A 13140-nucleotide genomic window follows, 5' to 3' on the forward strand; every position below is an offset into this window, starting at 1 on the left:
CGGGCCGGCCGGGCGTCAGCGCTTGCGCTTCTCGCGCGGCTTCTGCTCGATCACGATCGGCGTGCCGGCGAAGCCGAACTCCTCGCGCAGCCGGCGCTCGATGAAGCGCTCGTAGGACGCGTCGAGCTTGCCGGTCGTGAACAGCACGAAGGTCGGCGGCGCGGTCGAGGGCTGCGTGGCGAAGAGGATCCGGGCCTGCTTGCCGCTGCGCACCGGGTGCGGGTGCTCGGCGACGAGGCGGCCGAGGAACGTGTTGAGCGCGCCGGTGCCGATCCGGGTCTCCCAGCCCTCGAGGGCCTTCTCGATCGCCGGGACGAGCCGGTCGACGTGCCAGCCGGTGCGGGCGGTGAAGTTGATCCGCGGCGCCCACTTGAGCTGTACGAGGTCACGCTCGATCTCGCGCTCGAGGTAGTAGCGGCGCTCCTCGTCGACCAGGTCCCACTTGTTGAAGGCGATGATCATGGCGCGTCCGGCGTCGCGGATGGTCTGGATGATCCGCATGTCCTGCTCGGAGACGGTCTCGCTGGCGTCGAGGACCAGCACGGCCACCTCGGCCCGGTCGATCGCGGTCGAGGTGCGCAGCGAGGCGTAGTACTCGTGGCCGGAGGCCTGGTTGACGCGCCTGCGGATGCCGGCGGTGTCGATGAAGCGCCAGGTCTTGTCGCCGAGGGTGATCAGCTCGTCGACCGGGTCGACCGTGGTGCCGGCGGCGTTGTCGACGACGACCCGGTCCTCCTGCGCGAGCATGTTGAGCAGCGAGGACTTGCCGACGTTGGGCTTGCCCACGATCGCGATGCGGCGCGGGCCGCCGACCTCCTCGAAGGACTGGGCAGGAGTCTCCGGGAGCGCCTCGAGGATCGCGTCGAGCATCTCGCCCGACCCGCGACCGTGGAGCGCCGAGACGCAGAACGGCTCCCCCAGCCCGAGGTTCCACAGGCCGTAGGCCTCGGCCTCGGTGCGCTGGTCGTCCACCTTGTTGGCAGCGAGCACCACCGGCTTGCCGGACGCCCGCAGGATCCGTACGACGGCCTCGTCGTTGTCGGTGATGCCGACGGTCGCGTCGACCACGAAGAGCACGGCGTCAGCCAGGGTCACCGCCACCTCGGCCTGGGCGCGGATGCTCTCGGCCATGCCGCGGGCGTCGGGGTCCCAGCCGCCGGTGTCGACGACGGTGAAGGCGCGCCCGTTCCAGTTGGCGTCGTAGTAGACGCGGTCCCGGGTCACCCCGGGACGGTCCTCCACGACGGCCTCACGGCGCCCGATGATGCGGTTGACCAGGGTCGACTTGCCCACGTTGGGGCGGCCCACCACGGCCAGGACGGGCGCCGGACCGGACTCGGTCTCGACGGGGGCGGCGTCGTACTCACTCATGCAGGATCACAGCTCTCTGGAACTCTCGACGAGCCCGGTGTCGGGGTCGTCCTCGGATTGTCCCGCAGGTGGGGTCCCGGACACGGATCGGCGCGTCTGCGAGGCGGCGCTGCCCTGCTCGGACAGCATGTGTCCCCGGAGCAACACCGACGTGGCGGTGACCTGTTCCCGCGTGCGCGGCCAGGCCTGCTGTGTCGTCCGCCACGTCTGCCCGAAGACAATGTCGATGGAGCCGCCGGACTCCGGCAGCGAGCCGCTCCCCGCCGCCCGCGTGCCGATGAACGTCACCGGCACGACCGGTGCGCCGGTGACCAGCGCGAGGTACGCGGCGCCGTGGTGGAAACGCTCCAGCACACCGCTGCTGCGCGTCCCCTCGGGGAAGATGCCGACCACTCCCCCGTCGCGAATCACGCGGAGCGACGTCCGGATGGCGGCGGGGTCCGCGGCCCAGCGGTCCAGCGGGATCTGGCCCGTCCAGCGCAGGAACCCACCGAGCCGGCCGTCGTACATCTCGCGCTTGGTGAGTGCGTGCACCGGCCGCGGGGCGTACGTCGCCAGCATCGGGCCGTCGACGATGCCGACGTGGTTGGCGGCGAGGATGACCCCACCGGTCGCCGGCACCAGCTCCGGGTGGTGCACCGTGATCCGCCAGCGTCGGCGCATCAGCCACGCCGCGCCCGGGCGCATCGCGCGCAGCAGCCGGGTGGAGGGGTGCTCGTCGCTGCTCGCGGGGAGCTCGGCCCCCCTCACGTGCCCTCCCGCGCCCCCGGGGCGGGCGCACCCGCCAGTGCGACGATCCGGTCGATGACCTCGGCGAGGCTCTGGTGGGTGCTGTCGACGTGGACGGCCCCCTCGGCCATGGTCAACGGCGCCGTTGCGCGGCCCGAGTCGATCCGGTCGCGCTCCAGCAGCGACTGCTGGGTGCTGGCCACGTCGGTGCCGCCCTGCTCGGCCGTACGACGCTGGGCGCGCGCGTCGGGGTCGGCACTGAGGTAGACCTTCACGTCGGCCTGCGGCCACACGACGGAGCCGATGTCGCGACCCTCGACCACGATGTCCCCGGCGCCGATGACGTCGCGCTGGAGGTCGAGCAGGCGGGCCCGCACCTCGGGGACGGCACTGACCGGGCTCACCGCGGCCGTGACGTCCTCACCGCGGATCGCCACCGAGACGTCGACGCCGTCGACGGTGATGGTGGGGGCGAGCGGATCGGTGCCGGACTCGATGGCGGGACGTCCCACGAGGGCGGCGACCGCCGCCACATCGCGTACGTCGACGCCCTCGCACAGCAGCCACCACGTCATCGCCCGGAACATCGCACCGGTGTCGAGGTAGCGCAGGCCGAGACGCTCGGCCACGCCGCGGGAGGTGCTCGACTTCCCGGACCCGGAGGTCCCGTCGATGGCGATGACGAGACCGGGCCGGGCGAGGGAGGGGATGTCGGCGCTGCTCACGGGCGAGAAGATTACCGGTGAGTGGTCCACCCGCGGGATTCGAGAGCGGCGAGGAGGTGCTCGGCGCTGCCCTTCTCGACGACCAGCTCGGTGAGACCGACCGGACGGCCGGGGTCGTGGTCGATGTGCACGTCCTCGATGTTGACCCCGATCTCGCCTGCGTCGCCGAAGAGGCGGGCCAGCTCACCCGGGTGGTCGGGCACCGACACGAAGACCGAGCGGGTCGGCCGCGCGGGGCCGCCGTGCTTGCCGGGGATCGCCGCGGTGCCGGCGTTGCCGCGGGCCAGGATCTCGACCAGGTCGTCTCCCGAGCCGGACTCGACCGCGGCCATGAGCGTGTCGAGGTCGACCCGCACCTCGGCGAGGAGGTCGAGCACCGCCTCGGCGTTGGACCCGAGGATCTGCCGCCAGAGGTCGGGGTCGCTCGCGGCCACCCGCGTCACGTCCCGGACCCCCTGGCCGGAGAGGGCGAGGTGCTCTGCGGGTGCGTGGGCCAGCCGGCCGGCGACGAGGACGGCGGCGAGGTGGGGCAGGTGCGAGGTCCGCGCGACCGCACGGTCGTGGTCGGCCGGATCCATCACGACGGGGGCGGCGCCGCACTCGAGCACGAGCGCCTCGACGAGGCCCACGGCGTCCGCGCCGGCACCCGGGTGGGGCGTCACCGCCCACGGACGGCCGTCGAAGAGCGCCGCGCTGGCGGCCAGCGGGCCCGAGCGCTCACTGCCGGCCATCGGGTGCGACCCCACGTAGCGGGACAGCTCCGGCGCACCGACCCGGGCGGCCACGGCCTCCAGCGGTGCCGCCTTGACGCTGCCGACGTCGGTGACGACCGCGCCGGTGCGCTCCAGCGCGTCCACGATGGCGTCGGCGATGGCCGCGGGCGGCACGGCGACCACGACGAGCTGCGGACGGTCACCGGGGACGGCCGGTCGACCGGCGCCGAGGCCGGACGCGGTGCGGACGTTCTCCGCGGAGGTGTCGCGCAGCGTGACGTCCAGTCCGAGGCGGCGGCACACGAGCGCGATCGACGTGCCGATCAGCCCGGCCCCGACGACCTCGACGGGTCCGGTCAGCACCGGGAGGACGTCCTCAGTCATGGCTGGTGGTCTTGTTGAGGTCGCGGCGCAGGTGGGCCGCACCGTGGAGGTAGACGTGCGTGATGTCGGCGCGCGGCAGGTCGGTCTCGACGTGCGCCATCAACCGCACGACGCGCGGCATCGACCCCTCGATCTCCAGCTCCCGCGCGCACACGAGCGGGACGTCGGAGAAGCCGAGCTGACGGGCGGCGTAGGCCGGGAACTCGCTGACCAGGTCACTGGTCGCGGTGAAGATGATCGAGATGAAGTCGTCGACGCCGAGGCCGTTGGCCCTCATCACGTCGGTGACCATCTCGGCCACCCGGTCGAGCATGTGCTCCCGGGTGTCCTCGTCGAGCTGGGTCGCACCCCGCACTGCCCTCACTGCCACGGGAGGAGCCTAGGCCAGCGTCCGGACCCGTCGTCGCGCGTGTCCGCCTGCCGTACGCCGCCGCCTCCCGGCGCCGCCCGCAGGAGATCGGCCCGGCAGAAGTTCAGCGCGGCTGGTAGGAGCCGAACGACCAGTGGTTGCCCTCGGGGTCGAGGACGCTCCCGCCCCGACCGCCGTAGTCCTGGTCCACCATCTCCCGCACCACGGTGGCGCCGCTCGCGACGGCTGCCTCGAAGGCCGCGTCCGGGTCGTCGGTGACGAGGTAGGCCGCGGCCGGTCCGGTGCCGGCGATCGCGCTGTCGACGCGGTCGGAGCCGAACATGATCCCGCCGCCGCCCGGCCAGGCCCACTCGGCGTGGACGACGACGGAGGGGTCCTGCTCGTCACGGTGGGTCTGGTGCTCGGTGAAGCCGATGGCGCGCAGCCACGTCATCATCGCGTCGGCGTCACGGACGGAGAACGTGTGCCACAGGGTGGTGCCGGAGACATCGGTCATGGTTCCTCCTCGGGAACGGGTGCTGTCATGATCAGCGTCCGGTGTCGAGGACCCCCGAGGCTTGAACGATCGGGAACTCCCGGCGCACCCACTCGGTCGGGCTGCAGCCGGCGAAGCCCGCCCACTCCCGCGCCAGGTGCGCCTGGTCGGCGTAGCCGGAGGCGGCCGCCACTGCGGCGACCGAGACCTCACCCGTGGCCGCGGCCCGGCGCAGTCGCTCGTGGGCTCCGGTGAAGCGTGCCAGCCGCTGGTACGCCTTGGGCGCCAGGCCGACCTCGTCGCGGACCAGGGTCGACAGGCGTCGGCGGCTGTAGCCGACGTCGTCGGCCGTCGCAGCGACCGTCACCCCGCGCGTCAGCAGCGCCATCGCACGGGCCACCTCCCCGCGCGGAGCCGGCTGCTCGAGGCGGTGGAGCGACCGGACGAGTGCACCCTGCAGGATCTCGACCCGTTCCGTCCAGGACGGGGCCGCTGCGACCTGCTCGGGAAGGTCGGCCAGGCCGGGCGCGACGTCGGACAGCTCGAGCAGGTGACCGGCCAGCGCCGCGGCCGGCGTGCCGAACAGGGCGCGGGCCCCGGCCGTCGTCAGTGCCAGCTGGATCCCCCGCTGCCGGTCACCGTGGTGGACGGCTGCCGCACGGGTGTGCAGCCCGGACACCGACGTCCAGGCCGTCGTGCGGGTGTCGGGAGCCCCGTCCCAGGAGACCGCGAGCGGCTCGTCCAGCGGGAGCACCCAGGTCAGCTCGGTCGAGGGCATCCCGATGTGCACACCGGGTCCGTCGTACTCCACGTCGTACACGTGGATCGCGCGGACGTACGGCGCGAGCACGGGGTGCACGGTGGGCATGACCCGACGCTACGCCGGATCAGAGCTGTGCGCGGTCCATCAGCTCGCCGAGCTCGGCCATCGTGAGCTCTCGCATGTCGCCGGCCCGCAGGCGGGCCAACGTGACCGGTCCGATCTCCGTGCGGGTCAGGCGCCGCACCGGGTGGCCGACCTGCTCGAGGAGGCGTCGCACGATCCGGTTGCGGCCCTCGTGGATGGTGAGCTCGACGATCGAGCGGTTGCCACCCTCCCTGCGGGGGTCGCCGCCGAGCACGCGGGCCCGGGTCACCGTCACCGGACCGTCCTCGAGGACGACCCCGGCGAGCAGCTGACGGACGGTGCGCAGGTGCACGTCACCCTCGACCTCGGCGACGTAGGTCTTGTCCACCTCGTACGACGGGTGCGCGAGGTGCTGGGCGAAGTCACCGTCGTTGGTCAGGATGATCAGGCCCTCGGTGTCGGTGTCCAGCCGTCCGACGTGGAAGAGGCGCTCGGGCCGGTCGGCCACCAGGTCGCCGAGCGTCCGCCGGCCCTCGGGGTCGCTCATCGTCGACACGACCCCTCGCGGCTTGTTGAGGACGAGGTAGACCTTGTCGCTGATCGGGGGCAGCCGCTTGCCCTCCACCCGGATCACGGCCGTGCGCGGATCGACCTTGGTCCCGAGCCGGCTGACGACCTCGCCGTCGACCTCGACCAGGCCGTCGAGCATGAGCTCCTCGCACTTGCGGCGGCTCGCGACGCCCGACTGGGCGAGCAGCTTCTGCAGGCGGATCAGCCCGTCCTCGTCGGTCTCCGGACGGTGGGACGAGGGCTGGTCGTTGTCGGGTGCGTCGTGGGGTCTCATACGGGGTCCCCGCGGAAGCGCGAGCACAGCGGGTGGTTGCGTGGGGTGTTCATGAGATCTCCGTACCGCCATCGGGCTCGGTGCCCTGGCCGCTGTGCGGCGAGGCGTGGTGGGTGGAGTGCTCGGGCACGGGCTCCGCGACAGGCTCGGCGGCCGGTTCTGCGGCAGGTTCGTCGCGGCCGGCGACACTGGCCAGCTCGTCCTCGAGGTCGTCCATGTCGGGCAGGTAGGGCGCGAGCTCGGGCAGCTCCTCGATCGAGGTGATCCCGATGCGCTCCAGGAAGTAGGCCGTCGTGCCGTACAGGTTCGCGCCGCTCTGCTCGTCCTGGCCGACCTCGTGGACGAGTCCACGCGTCAGCAGGGTGCGCATCACGCCGTCCACGTTGACGCCGCGGATGGCCGAGACCCTCGCTCGCGACACCGGCTGCTTGTAGGCGACCACCGACAGGGTCTCCAGCGCGGCCTGGGTCAGCCGGGCCGCCTGGCCGTCGAGCACGAACGACTCGACCACGCCCGCGAACTCCGCGCGGGAGTAGAAGCGCCAGCCACCGGCGACCGGGCGCAGGTCGAACCCGCGGCCCTGCTCGGCGTACTCCGCGGCGAGCGCCTCCAGAGCGGCCTCCACGTCGGCGACGGGATGCCCGACGACCGAGGCGAGCCGGACCTGGTCGAGCGGCTCGTCGGTCACCATGAGGATCGCCTCGAGCGCCGGGCGCAGCTCGGCGACGGCCACGTCCAGCGTGTCGGGGGCATCGGGGACATCGGAGGCTTCGGGGGCGACGGCCTGCGCCACGTCTCCGCTGCCGTCCGGCTCGACGGTCGTGTCGGGGTGCTCGCTCACTGGTCCTCCTGGGGCTCGTCCGCCGGGTCGGCGGACGGCATGCCTGCATCATCGTCGTCGGGCGGGGCGCCGTCGAACTCGTCCTCGATCTCCACGTCGCCCTCCTCGGCGCCGGTCCACCGGACGGTCAGCTCCCCGAGCGGCGTGACCTGGTCGAAGGACACCGCGCCCTCGCGGAAGAGCTCCAGGAGGGACAGGAAGCGAGCGACGGTGGTGAGCCGGTCGGGTGAGTCCCCGCACAGGGCCCGGAAGGTCATGGTGCCGCTGCGACGCAACCGGTCGACGACGATCTGGCCCTGCTCGCGGACGCTGACCTTGGCGGCGTGGATGTGGTGGAGGGAGACCTCCTCGACCGGCTTGGGCTCCATCGCCTTGGCCGCCAGCTGGGCGAACTGCTCGAGCCCGATGCCGATCAGCACCTCCGGCAGGAGGGTCGCGAAGCGCTCCTCCAGCCCGACGGCGCGCGGGTGCCGGAGCGACTCGGAGGCGAGGCGTTCCTCGAAGACGGACGCCACGAGCTTGAACGCGCGGTACTGCATGAGCCGCGCGAACAGCAGGTCCCGCGCTTCCAGCAGCGCGAGGTCCTCCTCGTCCTCCACGTCGCCCTGGGGCAGCAGCCGCGCCGCCTTGAGGTCGAGCAGGGTCGCGGCCACCACGAGGAACGACGTCGTCGCCTCGAGGTCCCAGGTGTCGCCGAGCGTCTTGACGTGGGCGATGAACTCGTCGGTGACCTGTGACAGCGCCACCTCGGTGATGTCGAGCTTGTGCTTGGCGATCAGCCCGAGGAGCAGGTCGAAGGGCCCCTCGAAGTTGTCGAGGCGTACGGCGAACGCCGGGGCCTCGCTGCCGGGTTCGAGCGCCGTGGCCCGGTCGAGGTCGGTGGTCGAGCTCACTCGTCCAGCAGTCGCTGGACCAGGGGGCTGTCGACGCCCTGGGTCTCGAGGTCGGCGAGCACCAGCGCGAGGGCCTCGCGCACCAGACGCCCCCGGTCGACCGCGAGGCCGTGGTGGCGACGCAGGGTGAGCCGGGCGTGCTCGATGTCGAGCAGCTCGTCCTCGGTGACGTAGACCGTCATCTTCTCGTCGTGACGCACGCGTCCGCTTGGCCGCTTGGGACCGGACTCGGCGTCGTCCGCCACTGCACGCACGCGCCGTGGACGCGGGTCCGCGGTCGGCTGGTCGGTGTCCGAGGTCGGCCGGAACAGGTCGTCCGCGGCCGGCATGCTCACTCGGCGGGCCACCGGGTCAGCACCTCCTTCGCCAGCGAGCGGTAGGCGTCGGCACCAGTCGAGGACGAGGCGTACGACGTGATCGGCTCACCGGCGACGGTGGCGTCGGAGAACTTCACGGTCCGTCGGATCACGGTGTGGAAGACCGTGTCGCCCCACGCCGAGACCAGCCGCTCCATCACCTCGCGGCTGTGCAACGTGCGGCCGTCGAACATGGTGCCGAGGACGCCGTCGATCTCCAGGCGGGGATTGAGCCGCTCGCGGACCTTGTCGATCGTCTGCTTGAGCAGGGCCACGCCGCGGAGCGCGAAGTACTCACACTCCAGCGGCACGATCACGCCGTCGGAGGCGGTGAGCGCGTTGACCGTGAGCAGGCCCAGCGAGGGCTGGCAGTCGATGAGGATGATGTCGTAGTGCTCGAGGGCCGGCGCCAGGATCCGCTGCAGGGTCTGCTCGCGGGCCACCTCGTGGACCAGCTGCACCTCGGCAGCCGACAGGTCGATGTTGGAGGGCAGCAGGTCCATGCCCTCGATGCCCGACGGCACCACGACCTCGTCGAGGGTGACGTCACGCTGCATGAGCAGGTTGTAGATGGTCAGGTCCATCTCGTGCGGGTTGAGGCCCAGGCCCACCGACAGCGAGCCCTGCGGGTCGAAGTCGACCAGGAGCACCTTGCGACCGAGCTCGGCGAGGGACGCGCCGAGGTTGATCGTGGTGGTCGTCTTGCCGACGCCACCCTTCTGGTTGCACATCGAGATGACGCGGGCCCCACCGTGCTTCGTGAGCGGCGCGGGCTCCGGGAAGACGGGCATCGGGCGGCCCGTGGGCCCCAGGGGTGCCGTCGTCGCGGCCTGCGCCGGTTCGGCGGGCGTGCTCGGCGGCTCCGGCGCGGGGCGTTCGAAGGGGATCGGCATGGTCATCGGGTGCTCGTCTCGGGGGGAAGGCTGGGCGGGCGGCTGTGGCTGAGGTCGGCGGATCATCGGCGGCATCTCGGACGCACTGCTCCCGACGTTCGAACCGGGGAATCCACCCGCACCGCTCATGTCCGCTCCTCCACGCATCGATTCGACCTGGCTCCGATTGCATCACGCCGAGGGCCGCGAGCTTTGTCGACACGTCGACAGTTGTCCTGCTGGTTTCGTCGGCGGTGGAGCCACGCAGCGGACCTACCGTCCCACGGCTCCACTGTCGGTCGGCACCCCACCCCTATCCACCCAGGCGCCGCATCGCGACGGTCGCCAGGACCAGCTCCCCGGCCTCGTCGGTGGCGTCGCAGTCGACGACCGCCTCGATGACCCAGTCGTGGTCGGACTCGGGGTCGTGGATCGTCTGGCGTACGTCGCGCAGGCGGGCCTCGGTGCCCTCCTCGGCGCCGACCGGCTCGCCGATCCGCTCCTCCCCCACCAGCAGCAGGTCTGGGCCGCGCGCGTCCCCGTCGGTGAGGACGCGGTCGTGGTCGGCGTAGTAGCCCTCGAGGGCGGCGTCCCACACCGAGCGGCCCACGACGACCTGCCGCGGCGGGTCGGTGCGGTCGGCGGCCGCGCGCTCGAGGCGTACGAGCACGTCGAGGTCGTCGCGCGAGACCGCGTCGACCCGGGCCCACATGGCGTTGCGCAGCATCACCCGGAACGGCCGCTCCTGCTTCGACAACGGCCTCGGGGGCGGGGGCGGCTCGTGGTGGGAGACCGCGCTGGACACGTGGTCGGGGTCGGACAGCGCCTCCCACTCGTCGAGCAGCGAGGAGTCGGTCTGGCGCACCGTCTCCCCCAGCCACTCGATGACGTCCTCCACCTCCGGCGCGCGGTGCGCCTCGGGCACCGAGTGGCGCAGCGTCCGGTAGGCGTCGGTGAGGTACCGCAGCACCAGGCCCTCCGAGCGGGCGAGCTGGTAGCGACCGACGAAGTCGGTGAACCCCATCCCGTTCTCCCACATCTCGCGCACGATCGACTTCGGCGAGAGTGCGTCCTCGGGCAGCCACGGGTGGGTCTGGCGGTAGGTCTCGTAGAGCGCCTCGAGGAGCTCACGCAGCGGTTGCGGCCAGGTGATCTGCTCCAGCAGCGCCATCCGCTCGTCGTACTCGATGCCGTCAGCCTTCATGAACCCGATCGCCTCGCCGCGCGCGGAGTGCTGCTGGGCCATCAGGATCTGGCGAGGGGCCTCGAGGACCGACTCCATGATCGAGACCACGTCGAGGCTGTACGTCTCCGACTCGGGGTCGAGCACGTCGAAGGCGGCCAGCGCGAAGTGCGCCAGCGGCTGGTTGATCGCGAAGTCCTCGGGCAGGTCGACGGCCAGCACGTGGCGTCGCCCGAAGCGGTCGACCTCAGGCAGCCGGGTGACGATGCCGGTGCGGACCAGGGACCCGGTCAGGCGCAGGGCCCGGCGCGCGAGCCGCAGCTGGCCGCGGCGGTCCTCGTGGTTGTCGGTGACCAGCCGGTGCATCACCGCGAAGGCATCCTCCTCGCGGGAGATGACGTTGACCAGCATGGCGTTGTCGACCTTCATCCGGCTCTGGAGCTTCTCGGGCACGCCCGCGACCAGCTTGTCGAAGGTCTGCTCGGTCCACACGACCTCGCCCTCGGGCGCCTTCTTGAGCTGCACCTTCGACTTCTTCTTGCCGGCGGCCTGGCGGGCCGCGATCTTGGCCTTGGCCTGCTCGTTCTCGATCACGAACTCGGGCGCCTGGACGACGACGTAGCCGGCCGTGTCGTAGCCCGCGCGACCCGCCCGTCCGGCGATCTGCTGGAACTCGCGCGTCCGGAGCACCCGCTGCTTGGTGCCGTCGAACTTGGCCAGGCCGGTGAAGAGCACCGTCCTGATCGGCACGTTGATGCCGACGCCGAGGGTGTCGGTGCCGCAGATGACGCGCAGCAGCCCGGACTGGGCGAGCGTCTCCACGAGCCGGCGGTACTTGGGCAGCATGCCGGCGTGGTGGACGCCGATGCCGTTGCGGACCAGCCGCGACAGGGTCTTGCCGAAGCCCGCTCCGAACCGGAACGCACCGATCCGCTCGGCGATCGCCTCCTTGTCGACCTTGAGGCCGCCGCTGCCCGAGCCGAGACGGGACTTCAGCAGGTTGGAGGCGTGCTCGATGGCCGCGGCCTGGGTGAAGTGGACGACGTAGACCGGGTCCTGTCCGGTGGTCACCAGCTCCTCGAGGGTGTCGTCCAGCGGCTCCATCGACCAGCGGAAGCTCAGCGGCACCGGACGCTCGGCGTCGTCCACCACGACGGTGTCGCGGCCCGTGCGCCGCTTGAGGTCCTCGACGAAGAATGAGACATCGCCCAGCGTGGCCGACATCAGCAGGAACTGGGCGTCCAGCAGCTCGAGCAGCGGCACCTGCCACGCCCAGCCGCGGTCGTGCTCGGAGTAGAAGTGGAACTCGTCCATCACGACCAGGCCGACATCGGCGGCGCGTCCCTCACGCAGCGCGATGTTGGCGAGCACCTCGGCCGTGCAGCAGATGATCGGGGCGTCGGGGTTGACCGCGGCGTCACCGGTGAGCATCCCGACGTTGTCGGCGCCGAAGACCTCGATGAGGGCGAAGAACTTCTCGCTCACCAGCGCCTTGATGGGCGCGGTGTAGAAGCTGACCTTGTCCTGCGCCAGCGCGGCGACGTGCGCGCCGATCGCGACGAGGGACTTCCCGGAGCCGGTCGGGGTGGCCAGGATGACGTGGTTGCCGCCGAGGATCTCGATGACCGCCTCGTCCTGGTGCGGATAGAGGTCGAGGCCCTGGTCGGCCACCCACCCGCTGAACGCGTCGTACACCGCATCGGGGTCGGCGCCCGTCGGCACCCTGGCGTCGAGGCGCAGCGGGGTCTCGGGCATGGGGCGATCCTTCCACCCCGGCCGTGGGACCCCCACAGGCGGCAGTCGCGCTGCTGCGAGGATGCGCGGGTGACGAGCCCGCGCATCATCGACCTCAGCCACCGCATCAGGGCCGGGATGACGACCTACCCCGGACTCCCCGCGCCCACGATCACGCCGCACCTGACGCACGAGCAGTCCCGCGCCCACTACGCCGAGGGCACGGAGTTCACCATGGGCATGATCACCATGATCGGCAACACCGGCACCTACCTGGACTCGCCCTACCACCGCTACGCCGACGGCCCCGACCTCGCCGGTCTCGACCTCAGCACGCTCGTCGGCCTGCGCACCGAGGTCTTCCACCTCGAGGACGGGTGGGACGCCGACCACCGCGGGATCGGGCCGGACGCCCTCCGCGGCCGCGACCTCGCCGGCGCGGCCGTCCTCGTCGACACCGGCTGGAGCAGCCGCTTCGGCACCGAGGACTACGGCCGGGGTGCGCCCCACCTGACCGGCGAGGCCGCTGAGCACCTGGTCGCAGCGGGAGTCACCCTCGTGGGCATCGACTCGGTCAACATCGACGACACCGAGAGCGGCGGCGAGCGCCCGGTCCACAGCATCCTGCTCGCGGCCGGCATCCACGTCGTGGAGCACCTCACCCGCCTGGCCGAGGTCCCGTCGAGCGGGGCTCGCTTCACCGCCGCTCCCCCGGCGATCGAGGGCTTCGGCACCTTCCCCGTGCGGGCGTTCGCGACGGTGTGAGCGCCGCGCGGTTTCGTGGCCGCTCGGGCCGCGCAACC

The 13140-nt window shown here is 72.0% G+C and carries 14 protein-coding genes; 1 reads left to right on the plus strand and 13 read right to left on the minus strand.

Translation table 11 applies throughout. The features are described from left to right. Positions 1-15: 15 nt before the first annotated feature. The 13 genes from der to BM127_RS21380 form a co-directional block, all read right to left on the minus strand. Positions 16-1371 (minus strand): ribosome biogenesis GTPase Der, encoded by a 1356-nt coding sequence (gene der, locus BM127_RS21320; RefSeq protein WP_091202077.1) that lies wholly within the window; start codon positions 1369-1371, stop codon positions 16-18. A gap of 6 nt (positions 1372-1377) precedes the next feature. Beyond that, positions 1378-2121 (minus strand): lysophospholipid acyltransferase family protein, encoded by a 744-nt coding sequence (locus BM127_RS21325; RefSeq protein WP_231263480.1) that lies wholly within the window; start codon positions 2119-2121, stop codon positions 1378-1380. Beyond that, complete coding sequence (gene cmk / locus BM127_RS21330; RefSeq protein ID WP_231263479.1) at positions 2118-2825, minus strand: (d)CMP kinase; 708 nt, start codon at positions 2823-2825, stop codon at positions 2118-2120. Before cmk ends, BM127_RS21325 begins: the two co-directional genes overlap by 4 nt. Before the next feature lie 11 nt (positions 2826-2836). Further along, complete coding sequence (locus BM127_RS21335; RefSeq protein ID WP_091202079.1) at positions 2837-3922, minus strand: prephenate dehydrogenase; 1086 nt, start codon at positions 3920-3922, stop codon at positions 2837-2839. Beyond that, positions 3915-4292: a chorismate mutase gene (gene aroH / locus BM127_RS21340; protein ID WP_091202081.1), complete on the minus strand. Its 378-nt coding sequence runs from the start codon at positions 4290-4292 to the stop codon at positions 3915-3917. Before aroH ends, BM127_RS21335 begins: the two co-directional genes overlap by 8 nt. 103 nt (positions 4293-4395) lie before the next feature. Next, positions 4396-4788 (minus strand): VOC family protein, encoded by a 393-nt coding sequence (locus tag BM127_RS21345; RefSeq protein WP_091202083.1) that lies wholly within the window; start codon positions 4786-4788, stop codon positions 4396-4398. A 31-nt stretch (positions 4789-4819) separates the two neighbouring features. Continuing rightward, entirely contained in the window at positions 4820-5635 is an 816-nt protein-coding gene (locus tag BM127_RS21350) for a helix-turn-helix domain-containing protein (RefSeq protein WP_091202085.1), read from the minus strand. 19 nt (positions 5636-5654) lie between these two features. After that, a complete protein-coding gene (locus BM127_RS21355; RefSeq protein ID WP_091202086.1) occupies positions 5655-6458 on the minus strand; it encodes a pseudouridine synthase in 804 nt (267 codons plus the stop codon). A gap of 49 nt (positions 6459-6507) precedes the next feature. Continuing rightward, positions 6508-7299 carry an SMC-Scp complex subunit ScpB gene (scpB, locus tag BM127_RS21360; protein WP_091202088.1) on the minus strand — a complete coding sequence of 264 codons (792 nt, stop codon included), beginning with the start codon at positions 7297-7299 and terminating at the stop codon, positions 6508-6510. After that, entirely contained in the window at positions 7296-8192 is an 897-nt protein-coding gene (locus tag BM127_RS21365; protein WP_091202089.1) for a segregation and condensation protein A, read from the minus strand. The genes scpB and BM127_RS21365 overlap by 4 nt, the downstream gene beginning before the upstream one ends. Next, complete coding sequence (locus BM127_RS21370) at positions 8189-8521, minus strand: hypothetical protein (RefSeq protein ID WP_269213750.1); 333 nt, start codon at positions 8519-8521, stop codon at positions 8189-8191. The genes BM127_RS21365 and BM127_RS21370 overlap by 4 nt, the downstream gene beginning before the upstream one ends. 2 nt (positions 8522-8523) lie before the next feature. Continuing rightward, positions 8524-9447: a ParA family protein gene (locus tag BM127_RS21375; protein WP_372476687.1), complete on the minus strand. Its 924-nt coding sequence runs from the start codon at positions 9445-9447 to the stop codon at positions 8524-8526. A gap of 286 nt (positions 9448-9733) precedes the next feature. After that, positions 9734-12358: a DEAD/DEAH box helicase gene (locus BM127_RS21380; protein ID WP_091202092.1), complete on the minus strand. Its 2625-nt coding sequence runs from the start codon at positions 12356-12358 to the stop codon at positions 9734-9736. A 69-nt stretch (positions 12359-12427) separates the two neighbouring features. On the opposite strand from BM127_RS21380, the gene BM127_RS21385 reads away from it, so the two are divergent. Further along, positions 12428-13102 (plus strand): cyclase family protein, encoded by a 675-nt coding sequence (locus BM127_RS21385; RefSeq protein ID WP_198554400.1) that lies wholly within the window; start codon positions 12428-12430, stop codon positions 13100-13102. The last annotated feature ends 38 nt before the right edge of the window (positions 13103-13140 follow it).

This window comes from Nocardioides alpinus, from assembly GCF_900112035.1.
In the GTDB taxonomy this organism is placed as follows: Bacteria; Actinomycetota; Actinomycetes; order Propionibacteriales; family Nocardioidaceae; genus Nocardioides; species Nocardioides alpinus.

Coding starts and splice junctions, on each gene's coding strand:
- BM127_RS21345 (WP_091202083.1), bottom strand. CDS start 4,788: ATGACCGATGTCTCCGGCACCACCCTGTGGCACACGTTCTCCGTCCGT.
- BM127_RS21380 (WP_091202092.1), bottom strand. CDS start 12,358: ATGCCCGAGACCCCGCTGCGCCTCGACGCCAGGGTGCCGACGGGCGCC.
- BM127_RS21350 (WP_091202085.1), bottom strand. CDS start 5,635: ATGCCCACCGTGCACCCCGTGCTCGCGCCGTACGTCCGCGCGATCCAC.
- BM127_RS21375 (WP_372476687.1), bottom strand. CDS start 9,447: ATGACCATGCCGATCCCCTTCGAACGCCCCGCGCCGGAGCCGCCGAGC.
- BM127_RS21355 (WP_091202086.1), bottom strand. CDS start 6,458: ATGAGACCCCACGACGCACCCGACAACGACCAGCCCTCGTCCCACCGT.
- BM127_RS21370 (WP_269213750.1), bottom strand. CDS start 8,521: ATGCCGGCCGCGGACGACCTGTTCCGGCCGACCTCGGACACCGACCAG.
- der (WP_091202077.1), bottom strand. CDS start 1,371: ATGAGTGAGTACGACGCCGCCCCCGTCGAGACCGAGTCCGGTCCGGCG.
- BM127_RS21335 (WP_091202079.1), bottom strand. CDS start 3,922: ATGACTGAGGACGTCCTCCCGGTGCTGACCGGACCCGTCGAGGTCGTC.